Raw genomic sequence first — 17,476 nt, 5'->3', positions numbered from 1 at the left:
CGTTATTGGTTCTTGCTGCAACAATTTGCGGTCGAGACCGTACGGCGCCGCTTACCAGAGGTCAACCCTTCGCGCAGAGAGAAGCCCGAAGCCGCAGGCACGCAACGCGGGGTGGTAACTTTCGGCAACTTATTGCACTCAAGCCAGAGTCGGTGTTTGGCTTTCCGTACAGCGCCTCACCCCGTACCCGGGCGCACCACCACCGCGAGGGCCTCGACCCGCCCGCTGTGTTCGAAGCGAAGAGTGAAGGGCACGAGGTCCCCGGTCCGCCAGTCCGCGTCGGCCGGGACGGTCACGTCGCTGCTGAACGGGGACATGTCGAGGGTGTCCCCCGCCGGGACCGCCAGGGAGTCCGTGATCTGCCGGTAGCCCGCTCCGTCGGCCGTCATCCTGTGCCGGCTGAGGGAGATGCCCTCGCTGATCCGCGAGGAGGTCACCGCGAGCAGGCGGTCCGCGCTGCCGCCGGTGTTGCTGATCCTGAAGAACGCGGCCGTCTCCGGGACGCCCCGGCCGGGGAGGTACAGCCGTGCGTCGGTGACGGCGATGTCCGCGGGACTGCCCGCGTTGCCCGTGGCGGTCCAGACCGCGAGTCCGCCCAGGGACAGGACGCAGGCGCAGACCGGGGCGAGAGCGGCCGACGCGGTGTCCGCAAGCCGGCGGCGGGTGGGGATCCAGGCGTGGGATGTCATCGGGCGGGCCTCTGTGGCGGAGTCGGGGATGGCCGCCAGGCGCGCAGCCGCAGGCTGTTGCCGACGACGAGCAGCGAGCTGACGGACATCGCGGCGGCGGCGAGCATCGGATTGAGCAGGCCGACCATGGCCAGGGGCACGGTCACGACGTTGTAGCCGAACGCCCACAGCAGGTTGGCCCGGATCGTGGCCAGGGTGCGGCGGGAGAGGCGGACGGCGTCGGCGAGGGCTTCGATGTCGCCGCGTACGAGGGTCACGTCGGCGGCGCCGATGGCCACGTCCGTGCCCGTGCTCATGGCGACCCCGAGGTCCGCGCCGGCCAGGGCCGCCGCGTCGTTGACGCCGTCGCCGACGACCGCCACCCGGTGGCCCTCCTCGCGCAGCCGCCGCACGAGGTCGGCCTTGTCCTCGGGGCCGCAGCGCGCGTGCACTTCCTCGATACGGAGTTCCGCGGCGATCGCCCGGGCGGGTGCCTCGCGGTCGCCGGTGGCCAGCACCGGCCGTACGCCGAGGCGTGTGAGCCGGTCCACGGCCCGGTAGCTGTCCGGCCGCAGCACGTCCCCGACCTCGACCAGGGCCTCCACCGTGCCGTCGACGCGGACCATGACCGGCGTGTGGGCGGCCTTCCCGGCGCGCGGCAGGGCGTGGGCCAGGGGGGCCGGAAGCGTGTCGTCCGGGGCCAGCACCTCCACCAGCCGCCCCGCCACGTGCCCGCGCACGCCCCGGCCCGGCAGCGCCGCGAAGCCGGTCACCGCCGGAAGCGTGTCCGGGGTGGCCCTTCGCCGGGCGTACGCGGTGACGGCGCGGCCCAGCGGGTGTTCCGAGCCCTGCTCGACCGCGCCGGCCAGCCGGATCGCCTCCTTCTCGCCGAGGCCGCTCGGTACGGCGGTGACCCGGGCGACACTCATGTGTCCCGAGGTGAGGGTGCCGGTCTTGTCGAGCACGACGACGTCGATGTGCTGGAGTCCCTCCAGCGCCCGCGGTCCGCTGACCAGGACACCCAGTTGGGCGCCGCGGCCGGTCGCCGCCATCAGCGCGGTGGGGGTGGCGAGCCCGAGCGCACAGGGGCAGGCCACGACCAGGACGGCCACGCACGCGGTGACCGCGGCCTGCGGGTCGGCTCCCGCGCCCAGCCAGAACCCGAGCACCGTGACGGCCTGGGTGAGCACCACCGGTACGAAGACCCCGGCGACCTTGTCCGCGAGGCGCTGGGCCCGGGCCTTGCCTGCCTGCGCCTCGGTCACCAGACGGGTGATGCGGGCCAGCTGGGTGTCGGCGCCGACCGCGGTGGCGCGGACCAGGAGCAGACCGCCGGCGTTGACGGCGCCACCGATCACGGCCGATCCGGGGCCGACCTCGACCGGTTCACTCTCTCCGGTGACCAGGGAGAGGTCCACAGCCGAACTCCCCTCCGTGACGGTGCCGTCGGTGGCCACCCGCTCGCCGGGGCGCACGACGAACACGTGTCCCGGCGCCAGTTCCTCGACCGGGACGAGACGTTCCCCCGAGCCGTCGCGTACGGACACCTCCTTGGCGGCCAGCCGGGCCAGTGAGCGCAGCGCCGCACCGGTTCCCCGTCGGGCGCGTGCCTCCAGGAACCGGCCCGCCAGGACGAACAGCGGTACGCCGGCCGCGGCCTCCAGGTACACATGGGCCACGCCGTCCGGGGCGGTGGGCATGAGGCGCAGCGGCATGCGCATGCCGGGATCGCCGGCGCCGCCGAGGAAGAGGGCGTAGGAGGACCAGGCGAAGGAGGCGATCACGCCGAGGGAGACCAGGGTGTCCATGGTCGCCGCCGAGTGCCGCAGCCCGCGCGCCGCCCGCCGGTGGAAGGGCCAGGCACTCCAGCCGACGACGGGCGTGGCGAGGACGAAGCACAGCCACTGCCAGTTGCGGAACTGCCACGCGGGCACCATCGACAGGACCAGCACCGGCACCGCCAGCAGTGCCGTGATCACCAGCCGGTCGCGGTCCCGCCGGGTGTCGTCCGGCTCGTCGCCGTCCTCGCGCGCCGCGCGCCGCGCCGGCTCCGGGAGCGCTGCCGGGTAACCGGCCTGCTCCACCGCCGCGATGAGCTGGTCCGGGCTTGTCGTCGAGGGGTGGTGCACCCGGGCCCGGCCGGTGGCCAGATTGACGCTCGCGGTGACCCCGTCCAGCCTGGCGAGCTTCCTCTCGACGCGTTTCACGCAGGCCGCGCACGTCATGCCGGCCACGGCGAGGTCGGTCACGACCTCCACGGACGCCGGTTCGGTGGCCATCAGCCCTCGCTTCCGCGAGGCGCGCCCGTATCACCCGTGCCGTTCATGTCCATGCCGCCCATGTCCATGCCGCCGCCGTCGTGGCCGCCCGGCGAGCCGCCTCCGGTCGTGCCGGGCCCGTGCATACCGGGCGCGACGGGGCCCACGCCCGCTCCGACGGTGTAGGACGCCGTGAACACCAGCGCCAGCAGGAGCAGGAAACCGCACAGGGCGGGCGGCGGCAGGGCTGCGCGCAGCAGCGCAGCTGCCGGACGGGAAGCGGGTCGCCGAGTCTGCGGCATCTGTCGTATCTCCCGATCGGGTCGTACGGCTTCCGGGGGATCGAGCCGTACCGGTACAGGAGTCGGGGTGGCGGCCGGTTGAGTTCCGAGGGGGGACAGGTGGCCTGCGTCACGCGGGTGTTCCCCGCACGCAGGGTTCAGCTGGATGTCGACCTCGATGTTCGACGTCGATATTCGATCGCGACGCCGGCGGGCGTCCCGGGATACTGGTCGCCATGGATGAGGTCGAGGTCGTCGTCGCCCACTCCGAGCGCGCGACCCTGCGCGTCGGCGATGTGTTCCTGAAGGTGGACGCCGATCAGGCGCGCATCGATGTCGAGGTCGAGGCGATGGCCCTGGCGCCGGTCCCGATCCCGGAGGTCCTGTGGCGCAAGCCGCCCGTGCTCGCGCTCGCCGCGGTCCCGGGGGCGGCGCTCGGCCGCCTCGGCCGGCCGTCGACCGCGTCGCCCGCGGCGTGGGCCGCGGCGGGCGCCGCCATCCGGAAGCTGCACGACGCGCCGTTGCCGCCCTGGCCCGGCCGGGGCCTCGAGGAGTTGGCGGCGGAACTCGACGGCGAGTGCGAGTGGCTCGTGACGAACGGCGTCCTGCCCGCCGACCTGGTCACCCGCAACCGCCAGGTCGCCGAGGCCGCGCTCCGACCGTGGACTCCGGTGTTCACGCACGGCGACCTGCAGATCAGCCACGTGTTCGTCGACGGCGACGAGGTCAGTGGCATCATCGACTGGTCCGAGGCGGGCCGGGGTGATGCCCTGTTCGACCTCGCCATCCTGACGCTCGGGCACGAGGAGCGCCTCGGCGACGTCGTCGCCGGCTATGGCGCCGACGTCGACCTCGACGTGATCCGCGGGTGGTGGTCGTTGCGCAGCCTGCTGGCGGTTCGCTGGCTGGTCGAGCACGGCTTCGACCCGTCCGCGCCGGGGTGTGAGGTCGACGTGCTGCGCTCCCGGCTGTGAGGCCCGGCGTGCCCTGCTCGCACGATCGGTGACTACGCGACGGCTACGGCCGCGCTCGGTGGCCGAGTTCCGCGAGGCGTGAGAGTGCGGGCAGCGCCGCGGTGATCGCCTGCTGTTCCTCGGGCGTCAACCGGGCGACGAGCGGAAGCAGACGGCGGGTCCGGTCTTCGAGACGGGAGGTGCCGACCTCTCGGCCGGCCTCGGTGATGTGGACGAGGGTGGCGCGGCCGTCCGTCGGGTCGGGGCGGCGTTCCACGAGCCCGTCCTGCTCGAGGCGCGTGACCAGCTGGGTGATTCCCGGCTGGCTGATCTGCTCGGTCCTGGCGAGCTCGGTGAGCCGTGTCGGGCCGCGGGAGGTCAGGGTGTCCAGCACGGACAGAGTCGTGAACGACAGCTTCCGCAGCGCGGGCAGGCGAATGTAGAAGCGGTTGAAGTTCTCGATCGTGGTGATCAGGGCGCCCACATCCACGTGGTCCCGGGAGCTGTTCGTCTGAGGAGGAGTCACCCTGGAAAAGTATCGCGCACTTATATAAGCTCGTTGATGCATCGGTGGTCAGCGCCTCGCGGCAGTGCGCGGGCTGCACCAGACCTCCATGGCGCAATGGCGCGTCCACCCACGTCAGTAGCGCAGAGTGAGGAATGCATCTATGACCACGCGCGTCGGCATCAACGGATTCGGGCGGATCGGCCGCAACGTCTTCCGCGCGGCGGCCGCACAGGGCACGGACCTCGAGATCGTCGCCGTCAACGACCTCGGTGACGTCACCACGATGGCCCACCTGCTCGCCTACGACTCGGTGCTGGGCCGGTTCCCCGCCGAGATCACCGCCGAGCCCGGCGCGATCCGGGTCGGCGACAAGACGATCAAGGTCCTTGCCGAGCGCGACCCCGGCGCCCTGCCCTGGGGCGACCTCGGGGTGGATGTGGTGATCGAGTCCACCGGCATCTTCACCGCCGCGGCCAAAGCGCGCGCACACGTCGAGGGCGGCGCGAAGAAGGTCATCATCGCCGCTCCGGCCAGCGGCGAGGACGTCACGATCGTGCTCGGGGTGAACGAGGGCATCTACGACCCGGAGCGCCACACGATCATCTCCAACGCCTCGTGCACCACCAACTGTCTCGCGGTGCTGGCGAAGGTGCTGCACGACGCCGTGGGCATCGAGTCCGGCATGATGACCACCGTCCACGCCTACACCCAGGACCAGAACCTCCTGGACGCGCCGCACAAGGATCTGCGCCGCGCCCGCGCCGCGGGCCTCAACATCGTGCCGACCTCCAGCGGCGCGGCCAAGGCCATCGGCCTGGTGCTGCCGGAGCTGGACGGCCGCCTGGACGCCTTCGCCCTGCGGGTGCCCGTGCCCACCGGCTCCATCACCGACCTGACGGTCACCCCCAGCCGCCGTACCAGTGTCCAGGAGGTGAAGGAGGCGTACCAGGCAGCCGCGGCCGGTGCCTACCAGGGCCTCCTCGCGTACACCGAGGCGCCCATCGTCAGCAGCGACATCGTCAATGACCCGGCCTCCTGCGTGTTCGACGCCGGGCTCACCCGCGTCTCCGAAGGGCAGGTCAAGGTCGTCGGCTGGTACGACAACGAGTGGGGTTACTCCAACCGCCTCCTCGACCTCGCCAAGCTGGTCGGGGCCTCGCTCTGACTCTTCCGCGACCTCTCCTCGCCGACTCGCCGACTCGCCGGGAAGGCAGCCGCCCGCCGGACGGGCGCCTGCCGCCGCGGCGTGCCCGCGGCGGCCCGGCGCAATTCTCCAACATTGGACGAGCGGGCATTCAGCAGCAATTCCGGGATGGAACACAGAGGAATACAACCTCTTAACCAAGGGGGTCACCGCGCGATCCCCCGGGAGCCGATGTCCTGTCATTTCTCCCCGATGTCAAGGAAACGGCACCGGCATTTCTCCAAACATCGATCGCACATGTGCCGACCGTAACAGTCAACCCCCGTCGATTCGATCGCCGAATTTCCGACTCAAACTTATTGACATAAAAACCCTGAACATATGATCATGACCACATGGACGAACTCCCGAGGTTACCGTTCGATAACCCGTCCGTGCTCGGCATCGCTCCCGAGATGCTCGCACTGCAGCGGGAGGGGCCGATCACCAGGGTGCGGACCGCCGGTGAGGATGCCTGGCTGGTCACCCGCTACGACGAGGTGAGAACGCTGCTCGCCGACCGTCGACTCGGGCTCAGCAATCCCCACCCGGAGCAGTCGGCCAAGAGCGCGGCCAGGCGTTTCATGGTCGCGCTGATGTACGGGGACGACCACGACACCGAGGCCGCCAGGCATGCGCGGATGCGCACGCTGCTCGTGCCCCGGTTCTCCACGCGCCGGATGCGCCTGATGAAGACCCGGATCGAGCAGCATGTGGACGAGCTGCTCGACCAGATGGCCGCCGGCACTCCGCCGACCGACCTGCACCGCGCGCTGTCGTTTCCCTTGCCGACCATGGTGATCTGCGATCTGCTCGGCGTGCCGTTGGCCGACCGGGAGCGGTTCGGACAGTGGGCGAGAGGAACATTCGACCAGAGCGACAACCAGCACTCGGCCAACACCTTTCAGCAGGTTGTCGACTACATAACGGAACTGGTGGCGCGCAAGCGAACCGAGCCCGGCGACGACCTTCTGTCCGAGCTGATCGCCCATAAAGACGGCGCACTGTCCGACGCGGAGATCGCCCACTTGGGCAACGCCGTGCTGTTGTTCGGCTACGAGACCACCATTGTGCGCATCGACCTGGGCACCCTGCTGCTGCTGCACAATCCGGCCCAGCGCGCCCTGCTGGCCGAGAAACCCGAACTCGCGCCGGCCGCGGTCGAGGAGATCCTGCGCCTGGGCGTCGGCGGCAAGGGATCCAACGCGATCATCCCCCGCTACGCGCACAGCGACATCACCGTCGGCGATACGAAGATCCGGACCGGAGACGCGGTGATGCTGGCCATCGGCGCGGCCAACTACGACGGCCGGGCCTTCCCCGACGGCGACCTGTTCGACCTGGCCCGGCACAAGCCCAAGTCGCACCTGTCGTTCGGACACGGCGTCCGGCACTGCATCGGCCGCACGCTGGCCCGGATCGAACTGACCGCGGTGTTCGAGCGGCTGTTCCGCAGACTGCCCGACCTGCGGCTCGCGGTACCCGAGGAGTCGCTGCGCTGGCAGGAGCACCGGATCACCGGCGGGTTCGACGAAATCCCCGTCACCTTCTGACCGCATCGCAATACCGCATCGCAATACGGCATCACGAGCGCAAACACAGCCGTCCCCCGTTCGTCGTCACACCCGGCACCTTCGAAGCCGTCCGCCCGCCCGGATGTTTGCCGCTCCTTCCCCCACGCACAGACGTCAGGAGGACCAGGAACCATGACGGACACGTTCAGCGACTACGTCGACTGCACGCCTCTTCTCGACGACCGCGAGGCCCTCGACCGGTTCTACGACGAGCACGGCTACCTCTATCTGCGCGGCGCCCTGGACCGCGAACTCGTGCGGACCGCCGCCGAGCAGATGCTCGAGGGCCTGATCGCACTCGGCCACGCCGCCCCCGGCACCACGCTCGACACCCTCACCATCGAGTCCTTCGAGGCGGTCGACGAGGTGGCGATGCACGACCACGTCAAGTACGACGACCTGTGGAACCACCCCTCGACCCACAAGGTCTGGGAGAAGGTCTTCGGCGAGCCCGTCTTCGTCTTCAAGTCGACGACGATCCGCTACTACCCCTCCGCCGCGGGTCGCCCGGAGCCGAGCTTCCTGACGCCGCTGCACCAGGACGGCTTCTACATCGGCCCGAACAAGGACTTCCGCACCGCCTGGGTGCCGCTGCTCCCGACGTCCCGCGGCATAGGCGGCGTGGCCCTCGCCGACGGCAGCCACAAGAAGGGCCCGCGCGAGCACGTCGTCACGGAGAACTTCCGCCGCTTCGGCCACCCCGTGCGCGGTATCCCGGCGGAGGAGTTCGGCGCGGACGAGCAACTGCTGTTCTCCCCCATGGAGCCGGGAGACGTGATCCTCTTCCACGCCTTCATGTGCCACAAGTCCATCCCGAACGTCTCGGTGGACCCGGCCGGCATGCGGATGTCGATGGACACCCGCGTCCAGCCCGCCTCCTCGCACCGCGGGTTCAACGCCCTGACCCCCTGGCCGGAGTCCGCGAAGGACCCCTCCAAGGGAATAATGTCGAAGATCACCGGCACCCCCACCACGACCGAGTGACGGTGGTGCCTCCGCACCCGCACCGACCGTCCCCCCACACACGCCAGGGTAGGAGCGCATGACGAAACGCGAGGGCCTCCCCCCTCTGAAGGGGCCCAACGCGACCCCGGAGCCCTCGGCCGGCACGGAACCGGCCGCCGCGGGGCTCAGTGGCATCGCCCTGGTGGTGGTGCTCACCGGATACGCCCTGTCCATCGTGGACGCCTCCATCGTCAATGTGGCACTGACCTCGATCAGTGACGACCTCCGGGGCGGCCCCGCCGCACTGGAGCTGGTGGTGTCCGGCTACGGCCTCACCTACGCCCTCGGCCTGGTGCTGGGCGGGCGGCTGGGCGATGCCTTCGGCAGACGGCGCCTGTACGCGTACGGGCTCGCGGCGTTCACCGTCACCTCGGCGCTGTGCGGACTCGCCCCGACCATCGAGTTCCTCGTCGCCGCCCGGCTGTTGCAGGGCGCCGGCGCCGCCATGCTCGTACCGCAGGTGCTGGCGACGATCCAGGCGGCCACCGCGGGCCAGGCGCGCGCCCGTGCGATCGGCATGTACGGTGCGACCGCGGCCCTCGGCATGGTCATCGGGCAGATCATGGGCGGGCTGCTGGTCTCGCTGGACATCGCCGGGATCGGCTGGCGGTCGGTCTTCGCGATCAATGTGCCGATCGGCGTGGCCGCGCTGCTGGCCGTCCGGCGCGTCCCCGCGACCAGGGCCGACGCGAAGCCGGGCTTCGACCCGGTGGGCACCGCGCTGTTCGGCGTCACCATGGTCTGTGTCCTGGCCCTGGTGGTGGCGGGCCCCGACCTGGGCTGGCCGCTGTGGCTGTGGTCGCTGCTCGCGGTCGCCGCGGTGGGGGCGGTGGCGCTGGTGCGGGCCGAGCGCGGGCTGGAGGCGCGGGGTGGCTCACCGCTGCTGTCCCCGTCGGTGCTGTCCCATCCGGGGATGCGCAGAGGGCTGGCGGCGCTGGTGCCGTTCTCGGCCGGTTTCGGCGCCTTCCTGTTCGTCTACGCGCTGATCGCGCAGGGTCACTTCGGCTTCGGCGGGCTCGCCTCCGGCGGGGTGCTGACGCCGTTCGCCGCGGCGTTCTTCGCGGTGACGCTGTTCACCCCGAGGATCGCGGCGGCCCTGGGCGCCCGGATCATCACCCTGGGCGCCCTCGTCCAGAGCGCGGGCCTGCTGCTGCTGGCGCTGGTGATCCGGCTGGGCTGGCCGCATCCCTCCCTGGTGCTGGTGCTCGTCGGGATCGGCTTCTTCGGCGCGGGCGCGGCGCTGATCGGCCCGACGCTGTTCCGGACGATCCTCGCCGACGTGCCCCCCGCGCAGGCCGGCATGGGCAGCGGTGTGCTGGTGACCAGCCAGCAGATGGCGACCGCGCTGGGCACGACCGTCGGCGGTACCTTCTACCTCTCCATGGAGAGCTGGCTGTCGACGGTGTCGGCGGCCGTGCTCGTTCTCGCCCTGCTGGCGTGTTTCTCGGTGACCGTTCTCGTGATCAGTCTGAAGCTCCCCGACCCCAGCTGACACCCGCGCCCCCGTACGGCGCGACCTGATCCAGACCTTCTCGTCGGCGACGGCGCGCCGTCCTTCGGCGTACCCGCGCGCAGAAGCGGAGACAGCCAAGTGCAGTTACGGACAAGGACAGCCGTGGTGACCGGCGCGGCCGGCGGCATCGGCCTCGCCCTCAGCGCCCGCTTCGCACGGGCCGGCGCCGGCGTGGTCATGGCGGACATCGAAGGCGACGCGCTGCACCACCGGGCCGCCGAACTCACCGCCCAGGGCGCCGAGGTCACCGCGGTGACCGCCGACCTGACGGACCCGGACGCCGTCGGGCGGCTCGCGGACACGGCGTTCGACCTGCTCGGCGACATCGACGTGGTGTGCAACAACGCCGGGGTCCTCGGCCCCGTGGGACAGCCCCTGTGGGAGGTGCCGCTGGAGCGGATGCGGCAGGTCTTCGAGGTGAACCACTGGGCGCACGTCCTGGTGGCCCGCGCCTTCGTCCCCCGGCTGCTGGAGCGCGGCCGGCCCGCCCATCTGATCCACACCGCCTCGATGTCCGCCTTCGTCGTCGGCGCCGGCAGCGCCGCCTACGCCGCCTCCAAACACGCCGACCTCGCGGTCGCCCGCAGTCTGCGCGCCGATCTGCGCGGCACCGGGGTCCGGGTGTCGGTGCTGTGCCCCGGCCGGGTCGACACCCCCATGGTCCAGGGCCTGACGGCCCCGCGCGGCGCGGGCGGCGACACCACGGTGAGCGCCGAGGACGTCGCCGGACTCGTCTGGGAGGCCCTCGGCTCCGATCGCTTCTATCTCTTCAGCAACTCCGACGCCCCGCTGCGGCTGCGCGATCAGTTCGACGACGTATGGCGTCATGTTTCCCTTCCGCCCCCTTCCCCCGAGGAGGAGTTGTGGCCCGCTCCGCAAGCGACGACCGTGGCGAAGAACCACTGACCATCGACCTGGAAGCGGTGAGGGAGAAGTACCGGCGGGAACGCGACAAGCGCGGAGTCGGTCGGACTTACCAGTTCGCGCGCGGTGACTTCAGCCGCTACGCGCGGGACCCCTACACCGAGCGGCGGGAGCGTGAGCCGCTCACCGACGAGGTGGACGTCGCCGTCGTCGGCGCCGGCATCGGCGGCCTGCTGACCGGCGCCCAGCTGCGCAAGGAGACCGGCCTGGAGCGCATCCGGCTGATCGACGAGGCCGGTGACGTCGGCGGCACCTGGTACTGGAACCGCTTCCCCGGCGTCCGGTGCGACGTCGAGAGCTACATCTACATGCCGCTGCTCGAAGAGACCGGCACGATACCCACCGAGAAGTACGCCACCGGGCCCGAGATCTTCGCCCACCTCCAGAAGATCGCCCACACGTACGACCTCTACCGCGACGCCCTCTTCCAGACCGCCGTCACCGAGCTGCGCTGGGACGAGGCCGCCGGGACGTGGCTGGTGAGCACCGACCGCGGGGATCTGATCCGGGCCCGGTACGTGGCCATGTCGATCGGTCTGATGCACCGCCCCAAACTCCCCCGGCTGCCGGGCCTGGAGACGTTCGCCGGGCACTCCTTCCACTCCAGCCGCTGGGACTTCGACTACACCGGCGGCGACAGCACCGGCGGGCTGACCAAGCTGAGGGACAAGAGGGTCGGCGTCATCGGCACCGGCTCGACCACCGTCCAGCTCGCCCCCCACCTCGCCGAGTGGGCCGAGCAGCTCGTCGTCTTCCAGCGCACCCCGCCCACGGTCGACGTCCGCGGCAACCGGCCCACCCCGCCCGACTGGGCGGCCAGTCTCGAACCGGGCTGGCAGCAGCGCCGGATGGAGAACTTCCACGCGCTGACCTCCGGAATCCCGCAGGACGAGGACCTGGTCCAGGACCGCTGGACCCAGACCACGGCCAAGCTGGCCGCCGCGATCCTGCCCACCGGCGACACCGGGGGCGACCCGAAGGAGCGGGCGCTGGCGGCCGAGCGGGCGGACTTCCTCAAGATGGAGGAGTTGCGCGCCCGTATCGACAGCGTCGTCACCGACCCCGCGACCGCCGCCGCCCTCAAGCCGTACTACCGCGTGTACTGCAAGCGGCCCTGCTTCCACGACAGCTACCTCCAGACCTTCAACCGGCCCAATGTGACCCTGGTCGACACCCAGGGGCGGGGCGTGGAGCGGCTCACCCCGGCCGGGGTGGTCGCGAACGGCCGGGAGTACCCGGTCGACTGCCTGATCTTCGCCACCGGCTACGAGCACGAGTTCTCCGTCCCGTACACCGACCGCGCCGGCTACGACATCGTCGGCCGCGACGGCGTGAAGCTGTCGGAGAAGTGGGCGGACGGGGCGCACACCCTGCACGGACTCCAGGTGAACGGCTTCCCCAACTGCTTCATCCTGTCCAAGATCCAGGCCGGCCGGCACGTCAACATCCCCTACATGCTGGGTGAGCAGACCCGGCACCTCGCGCACATCGTCAAGTGTGTCGAGGAGCGCGGCCACCGGGTCGTGGAGGCCTCCGAGGCCGGCGAGAAGGAATGGGTCGATGAGATCCTCCGGCTCGCCGCCAACGACCTCGACTTCCTGGAGAACTGCACACCCGGCCTCTACAACAACGAGGGCGACCCGGGCGGGCTGCCCCTGCGCAACTCCAGCTACGGCGGCGGCTCGGTGGAGTTCGTGAACATCCTCAGGAGGTGGCGCGAGGCGGGCGACCTCGCCGGGCTCGAACTGCGCTGACCACCCCACCGCTTCGCGAAAGGCGGCAACGCCCATGGACGTAACGCCGATCCCCGGCGCCGCTCTCGGCGCCGTCGTGCACGGCGCCCAAGTCACCGGCGCCATGGACAAGGCCCAGCTGGAGGAGATCTGGGCGGCCCTCGACGCACATCTCGTACTCGTCTTCCGTGGCCACGAGACCCCCTCCTTCCAGGAGTTCCTGGCCTTCGGACGCCGCTTCGGGCACATCCCGAAGACCGGCCTGACCAACGGCGCCCACCCCGACCACAACGAGATCCTGATCGTCTCCAACCTGGTGGAGGACGGCCGCAAGATCGGCGTCGGCGACGCCGAGTGGATGGGCTGGCACACCGACTACTCCTTCCGCCCCCGCGTCTCCCAGGTCGGCTTCCTGGAGGCCATGGAAGTGCCGTCCTCCGGCGGCGGGGAGACCCTCTTCACCGACATGTACGCCCTGTACGAGTCGCTGTCGCCCGAAGAGCGCCGGCGCCTGCACTCCTACCGGGTCCGCCACGCCCTGCGCACCGGGTACGAGGAGACCATCGAGGAGGAGCTCCAGGGCGAGGTGTCCCTCGGCGAGGGCACCGCACGGATCCAGCCCGAGGACGGCACCTCCACCGTCCACCCGCTGATCGCCCGCAATCCGCGCACCGGCCGGCAGTCGGTCTACGTCAGCGCCCTGAACACCAAGCGGATCGTGGACCTCGCCCCCGACGACAGCCGCACGTTGCTCGACGAACTGCTGTCGCACGCGGGCAAGCCGCAGTACACCTACGCCCACACCTGGCAGCCCGGGGACATCGTCGTGTGGGACCAGCTCGGCACCATCCACGCCAAGCAGGCCTTCGACCCGGCCGAACGGCGCATCATGCGCCAGGTCGTCAGCATCTTCGACGACCCGACGGCCCCTTGGCGCGCGGAGGTCGCCGCATGAGCGAGTCTTGGCGCGCTGCGCGGGCTGGACTGAGGAGCCGCGCAGCGACGGAGGAGCGAGCAGTGACGAGGGAAGCCCGCGCGTCGGAGCGCGCCAAGACTGAGCGGGAGGGAAGGGCATGAGCACGGCTCCCGCCTGCCTCGGCCACGGCCGGGTCACGATCACCCCGGCGCTGCGCGCCGCCGTCGACCGGCTCGACCACCGCTCACGTCACCAGGCGGCCTACCACTTCGGCTGGATCACCGCCGGCGGCGCGCCGACCAGCGCCGACGCCGGCAAAGCCGTACGGCCGGCGCTCGCGCTGCTGTCGGCCGAGGCGGTCGGAGCGCCGCCGGAGGTCGCCCTGCCCGGCGCCGTCGCCGTGGAGCTCGTGCACAACTTCTCCCTGGTGCACGACGATCTGATGGACGGCGACGAGGAGCGCCGCCACCGGCGCACGGTGTGGAAGCTGTGGGGTTCCTCCAGCGCCATCCTGACCGGTGACGCGATGCTGGCGCTCGCCCAGGAGGTGCTGCTGGACACCGGTCTGCCGACGGCGGCACCCGCCGCCCGGCTGCTGGCCCGCACCACCCGGCACCTGATCCGCGGCCAGGTCCAGGACCTGTCCTTCGAACAGCGCTCGCACGTCACGGTCGAGGAGTGCGTCGACATGGCCGCCGGCAAGACCGGCGCGCTGCTGTCGGCGAGCGCCGCGATCGGCGCCGTCCTCGCCGGGGCGCCGGAGGCGACGGTGGACGCGCTGGCGCTCTACGGCGACCAGGTCGGCCTCGCCTTCCAGCTCGTCGACGACGTTCTCGGCATCTGGGGCGACCCGGCCGTCACCGGCAAGCCGGTCCACTCGGATCTGCGCTCCCGCAAGAAGTCCCTGCCTGTGAGCTACGCGCTGAACCAGGAAGGCCCGCTCAGCGTCGAACTGGCCGCCTGGTTCGCGGCCCCGGGCGGACCCGGCGGACCCGGGAAACCTGGTGAACCCGGCGAACCCGGCGAGGCGGAACTGCGGCGCGTGGCCGGCCTGATCGAGGGCGCCGGCGGCCGGGACTGGGCGCTGACCGAGGCCGCCCGGCGGTTGGCGCTGGCCGAGGACGCGCTGCGCGGTGTCGAGCTGGACGCCGGCGCGCGGGACGAACTCGTCGCGCTCGGGCGATTCGTCGTCGACCGCGAGGTCTGAGACCGGGCCGGCCCCCGTCCCCCTACCCCCCCTTCCGACCCCCGCCCCCCCCGACCCCCGACTCCGACCCCCGACCCCCGACACCTGAGTCCTGCCTCCTCCTGCCTCCTGCCTCCTGCCTGCCGTCTTCCGGCTTCTGACTCCGCTCAGCGCAGCGCCCCCACCAGGGCACCACCATGCCCGCTGCGCCTCCGCAACCCACTCCCGAGGATTCCCCCATGCCCCAGGACGTCGACTTCCACATACCCCTGCCGGGCCGGCAGAGCCCGGATCACGCGCGTGCCGACGCCGAGCAGCTGATCTGGCCGCGGTCGCTCGGGCTGATCAAGTCCGAGGCGGCGGCGAAGCGTCATCTGCGTGGCGGCTACGCCGACCTGGCCTCCCGCTTCTACCCGCACGCCACCGGCGCCGACCTGGACCTGGGCGTCGACCTGATGTCGTGGTTCTTCCTCTTCGACGACCTCTTCGACGGGCCGCGCGGCGAGAACCCGGAGGAGACCAAGCAGCTCACCGACGCGGTCGCGGCGGCGCTGGACGGCCCCCTCCCCGACACCGCGCCCCCCATCGCCCACGGCTTCGCCGACATCTGGCGGCGCACCAGCGAGGGCATGACACCCGCCTGGTGCGCGCGCAGCGCCCGGCACTGGCGCAGGTACTTCGACGGCTACGTCGACGAGGCGGAGAGCCGCTTCTGGGACACGCCGTACAACTCCGCGGCCGAGTACCTGGCCGTGCGCCGGCAGACCATCGGGGTGCAGCCGACGGTCGACCTCGCCGAGCGCGCGGGCCGCTTCGAGGTGCCGCACCGGGTCTTCGACAGCGCCGTGCTCTCCGCGATGCTCCAGATCGCCGTCGACGTCAATCTGCTGCTCAACGACATCGCCTCGCTGGAGAAGGAAGAGGCCCGCGGCGAGCAGAACAACATGGTCATGATCCTGCGCCGGGAGCACGGCTGGTCCGACGACCGCAGCGTCGCCCACATCCAGGGCGAGGTGCGCGCCCGCCTGGAGCAGTACCTCCTGCTGGAGTCGTGCCTGCCGCAGGTCGGCGACATCTACCGGCTCGACGAGGCCGAGCGCGAGGCCCTGGAGCGCTACCGCAACGACGCCGTGCGGACCGTGATCCGCGGTTCCTACGACTGGCACCGCTCCTCGGGCCGCTACGACGCCGAGTTCGCGGTCGCCGCCGGGGTCCAGGGCTACCTGGAGGAGCTCGGCAGCACCGCCCACTAGCAGCACACACACGACGGGAAGTTGAGGATCGAATGACCGAGCAGACCACCTTCTCGGCGGGAGCGGCGCCCGGGGCGCTCCCCGTCGTGGGACACGCCCTCCAGATGATGCGTCACCCCGTGAACTTCATGACCTCGCTGTCGGCCCACGGCGACCTGGTCGAGATCAAGATCGGCCCTACCAGGGCCTATGTCCCGACCCACCCCGAACTGCTGCGGCACGTCCTGACCAACGACCGCATCTTCGACAAGGGCGGCGTCTTCTACGACCGCGCCCGTGACATCGCCGGCAACGGCCTGGTCACCTGCCCGTTCGCCGACCACCGCCGCCAGCGCCGGCTGATGCAGTCGGCGTTCACCCGCGGCCAACTCAAGCGGTACGCCGAGGCCATGCACGCCGAGATCGAGGCCACGGCGTCGCGCTGGCAGGACGGCATGGTTGTGGACGCCTTCCAGGAGATGTACGGCATGGCCCTGCGCACGGTCGGCCGCACCCTGTACTCCACCCCCGTCAGCCCCGAGCTGGCGGCGAAGGTGGAACGTTCCTTCGACGTCGTGCTCAACGGCCTGTTCCGGCAGATGTTCCTTCCGGCCTCGATCCGCCGGCTGCCCCTGCCGTCCCAGCGCCGCTACCGGAGCAACCTGGCCTTCCTCCACCGGACCACCCAGCGGCTCATCGACGACTACCGCGGCTCCGACACCGAGCACGACGACCTGCTCGCCGCCCTGCTCGCCTCCCGCGACGACGACGGCGGCCGACTCGGCGACAAGGAGATCCACGACCAGGTCATCACCGTCATGGCGGCCGGCACCGAGACCGTCGCCGGGACCCTCACCTGGGTCTTCTACCTCCTCTCCCAGCACCCGGAGATCGAGGCCGCGCTCTACGACGAGATCGACACCGTCCTCGACGGCCGCGCCCCGCGGTGGGACGACCTGCCGAACCTCTCCCTGACCGACCGGATCATCTCCGAGACGCTCCGACTCCACCCGCCGGCCTGGCTGTTCACCCGCCTCACCTCCTCCCCCACCGAACTCGCGGGCCGCCGCCTGCCCACCGGCTCCACCGTCGTCTTCAGTCCCGCCGCGGTCTCCCAGTACGAGGACGCCTTCGACCACCCCAAGAAGTTCGACCCCGACCGCTGGCTCCCGGACCGCATCGCCCCGGCCGCCCGCCACGCCTACGTACCGTTCGGCACCGGTGCCCGCAAGTGCATCGGCGACCTCTACGCACGCACCGAGGCCACCCTCGGGCTCGCCACCATCCTCGGCCGCTGGCGGGTCACCTGCGAGCCCGGCATGGACATCCGTCCGGTCCCGCTGGCCACCGTCTACCACCCCCGCCGCCTCCGCCTGAGGCTCGACGCCCGCACTCCGCACCGGACGACCTCCGCCGTTCCCGCACCGGCCGGGGGCGACGCGACGTGAGTCCAGGGTGCGCGGGGAGACGCACCTCCCGAACCCTTCGGGTTCTCGTCTATCGCGCACCTACCGTCGGCGGCTGCGGCTAGCGTCTGTCTGA

General features: G+C 71.2%; 15 protein-coding genes. 11 read left to right on the top strand and 4 right to left on the bottom strand.

What is annotated here, in order from left to right; all coding sequences use genetic code 11:
* Nucleotides 1–176: 176 nt before the first annotated feature.
* From ABFY07_RS03630 to ABFY07_RS03620, 3 genes are read right to left on the bottom strand one after another with little or no spacing between them, the layout of a single operon-like run.
* Nucleotides 177–689, bottom strand: coding sequence for a copper chaperone PCu(A)C (locus ABFY07_RS03630; RefSeq protein ID WP_346173018.1), 513 nt, complete (start codon nt 687–689; stop codon nt 177–179).
* Nucleotides 686–2,947 (bottom strand): heavy metal translocating P-type ATPase, encoded by a 2,262-nt coding sequence (locus ABFY07_RS03625; protein ID WP_346173017.1) that lies wholly within the window; start codon nt 2,945–2,947, stop codon nt 686–688. Before ABFY07_RS03625 ends, ABFY07_RS03630 begins: the two co-directional genes overlap by 4 nt.
* Entirely contained in the window at nt 2,947–3,228 is a 282-nt protein-coding gene (locus ABFY07_RS03620) for a hypothetical protein (protein ID WP_346173016.1), read from the bottom strand. Before ABFY07_RS03620 ends, ABFY07_RS03625 begins: the two co-directional genes overlap by 1 nt.
* A 215-nt stretch (nt 3,229–3,443) precedes the next feature.
* Here ABFY07_RS03620 and ABFY07_RS03615 point away from each other — a divergent pair, with 215 nt between their 5' ends.
* Nucleotides 3,444–4,181, top strand: a complete 738-nt coding sequence (locus ABFY07_RS03615) for a phosphotransferase family protein (RefSeq protein ID WP_346173015.1) — start codon at nt 3,444–3,446, stop codon at nt 4,179–4,181.
* A 43-nt stretch (nt 4,182–4,224) separates the two neighbouring features.
* On the opposite strand, the gene ABFY07_RS03610 is transcribed toward ABFY07_RS03615, so the two are convergent.
* On the bottom strand, nt 4,225–4,686 hold the full coding sequence (locus ABFY07_RS03610) for a MarR family winged helix-turn-helix transcriptional regulator (protein WP_245738470.1): 462 nt from the start codon (nt 4,684–4,686) through the stop codon (nt 4,225–4,227).
* A gap of 142 nt (nt 4,687–4,828) precedes the next feature.
* Here ABFY07_RS03610 and gap point away from each other — a divergent pair, with 142 nt between their 5' ends.
* The 10 genes from gap (at nt 4,829) to ptlI (ending at nt 17,382) form a co-directional block, all read left to right on the top strand.
* Nucleotides 4,829–5,833 carry a type I glyceraldehyde-3-phosphate dehydrogenase gene (gene gap / locus ABFY07_RS03605; protein WP_346173014.1) on the top strand — a complete coding sequence of 335 codons (1,005 nt, stop codon included), beginning with the start codon at nt 4,829–4,831 and terminating at the stop codon, nt 5,831–5,833.
* 374 nt (nt 5,834–6,207) lie between these two features.
* Entirely contained in the window at nt 6,208–7,404 is a 1,197-nt protein-coding gene (gene penM, locus ABFY07_RS03600) for a pentalenolactone synthase (RefSeq protein ID WP_346173013.1), read from the top strand.
* A gap of 153 nt (nt 7,405–7,557) precedes the next feature.
* Nucleotides 7,558–8,409, top strand: coding sequence for a 1-deoxypentalenic acid 11-beta-hydroxylase (ptlH, locus tag ABFY07_RS03595; RefSeq protein WP_346173012.1), 852 nt, complete (start codon nt 7,558–7,560; stop codon nt 8,407–8,409).
* Between the two features lie 58 nt (nt 8,410–8,467).
* Entirely contained in the window at nt 8,468–9,922 is a 1,455-nt protein-coding gene (locus tag ABFY07_RS03590; protein ID WP_346173011.1) for an MFS transporter, read from the top strand.
* Between the two features lie 126 nt (nt 9,923–10,048).
* Nucleotides 10,049–10,849 carry a 1-deoxy-11-beta-hydroxypentalenate dehydrogenase gene (ptlF, locus tag ABFY07_RS03585; protein WP_346173010.1) on the top strand — a complete coding sequence of 267 codons (801 nt, stop codon included), beginning with the start codon at nt 10,049–10,051 and terminating at the stop codon, nt 10,847–10,849.
* Nucleotides 10,807–12,621, top strand: a complete 1,815-nt coding sequence (gene ptlE / locus ABFY07_RS03580) for a neopentalenolactone/pentalenolactone D synthase (protein ID WP_346173009.1) — start codon at nt 10,807–10,809, stop codon at nt 12,619–12,621. Before ptlF ends, ptlE begins: the two co-directional genes overlap by 43 nt.
* A gap of 34 nt (nt 12,622–12,655) precedes the next feature.
* On the top strand, nt 12,656–13,555 hold the full coding sequence (gene ptlD, locus ABFY07_RS03575; protein ID WP_346173008.1) for a neopentalenolactone/pentalenolactone F synthase: 900 nt from the start codon (nt 12,656–12,658) through the stop codon (nt 13,553–13,555).
* Nucleotides 13,556–13,673: 118 nt separating this feature from the next.
* A complete protein-coding gene (locus tag ABFY07_RS03570; RefSeq protein ID WP_346173007.1) occupies nt 13,674–14,723 on the top strand; it encodes a polyprenyl synthetase family protein in 1,050 nt (349 codons plus the stop codon).
* Between the two features lie 218 nt (nt 14,724–14,941).
* Entirely contained in the window at nt 14,942–15,955 is a 1,014-nt protein-coding gene (gene ptlA, locus ABFY07_RS03565) for a pentalenene synthase (RefSeq protein WP_346173006.1), read from the top strand.
* A 32-nt stretch (nt 15,956–15,987) separates the two neighbouring features.
* Complete coding sequence (ptlI, locus tag ABFY07_RS03560) at nt 15,988–17,382, top strand: pentalenene oxygenase (RefSeq protein ID WP_346173005.1); 1,395 nt, start codon at nt 15,988–15,990, stop codon at nt 17,380–17,382.
* The last annotated feature ends 94 nt before the right edge of the window (nt 17,383–17,476 follow it).

This window comes from Streptomyces sparsogenes subsp. cuspidosporus (genome assembly GCF_039532705.1).
Lineage (GTDB): Bacteria > Actinomycetota > Actinomycetes > Streptomycetales > Streptomycetaceae > Streptomyces > Streptomyces sparsogenes.
The sequence above is the reverse complement of the archived record's forward strand: the minus strand, read 5'-3'. Positions and strand labels throughout refer to the sequence as shown.

Excerpts from the sequence above, each read along its gene's own strand:
- ABFY07_RS03625 (WP_346173017.1), bottom strand. The coding sequence starts at position 2,947 with ATGGCCACCGAACCGGCGTCCGTGGAGGTCGTGACCGACCTCGCCGTG.
- gap (WP_346173014.1), top strand. The coding sequence starts at position 4,829 with ATGACCACGCGCGTCGGCATCAACGGATTCGGGCGGATCGGCCGCAAC.
- ABFY07_RS03620 (WP_346173016.1), bottom strand. The coding sequence starts at position 3,228 with ATGCCGCAGACTCGGCGACCCGCTTCCCGTCCGGCAGCTGCGCTGCTG.
- ABFY07_RS03590 (WP_346173011.1), top strand. The coding sequence starts at position 8,468 with ATGACGAAACGCGAGGGCCTCCCCCCTCTGAAGGGGCCCAACGCGACC.
- ptlD (WP_346173008.1), top strand. The coding sequence starts at position 12,656 with ATGGACGTAACGCCGATCCCCGGCGCCGCTCTCGGCGCCGTCGTGCAC.
- ptlI (WP_346173005.1), top strand. The coding sequence starts at position 15,988 with ATGACCGAGCAGACCACCTTCTCGGCGGGAGCGGCGCCCGGGGCGCTC.
- penM (WP_346173013.1), top strand. The coding sequence starts at position 6,208 with ATGGACGAACTCCCGAGGTTACCGTTCGATAACCCGTCCGTGCTCGGC.
- ptlA (WP_346173006.1), top strand. The coding sequence starts at position 14,942 with ATGCCCCAGGACGTCGACTTCCACATACCCCTGCCGGGCCGGCAGAGC.
- ABFY07_RS03615 (WP_346173015.1), top strand. The coding sequence starts at position 3,444 with ATGGATGAGGTCGAGGTCGTCGTCGCCCACTCCGAGCGCGCGACCCTG.
- ptlH (WP_346173012.1), top strand. The coding sequence starts at position 7,558 with ATGACGGACACGTTCAGCGACTACGTCGACTGCACGCCTCTTCTCGAC.
- ABFY07_RS03570 (WP_346173007.1), top strand. The coding sequence starts at position 13,674 with ATGAGCACGGCTCCCGCCTGCCTCGGCCACGGCCGGGTCACGATCACC.
- ABFY07_RS03630 (WP_346173018.1), bottom strand. The coding sequence starts at position 689 with ATGACATCCCACGCCTGGATCCCCACCCGCCGCCGGCTTGCGGACACC.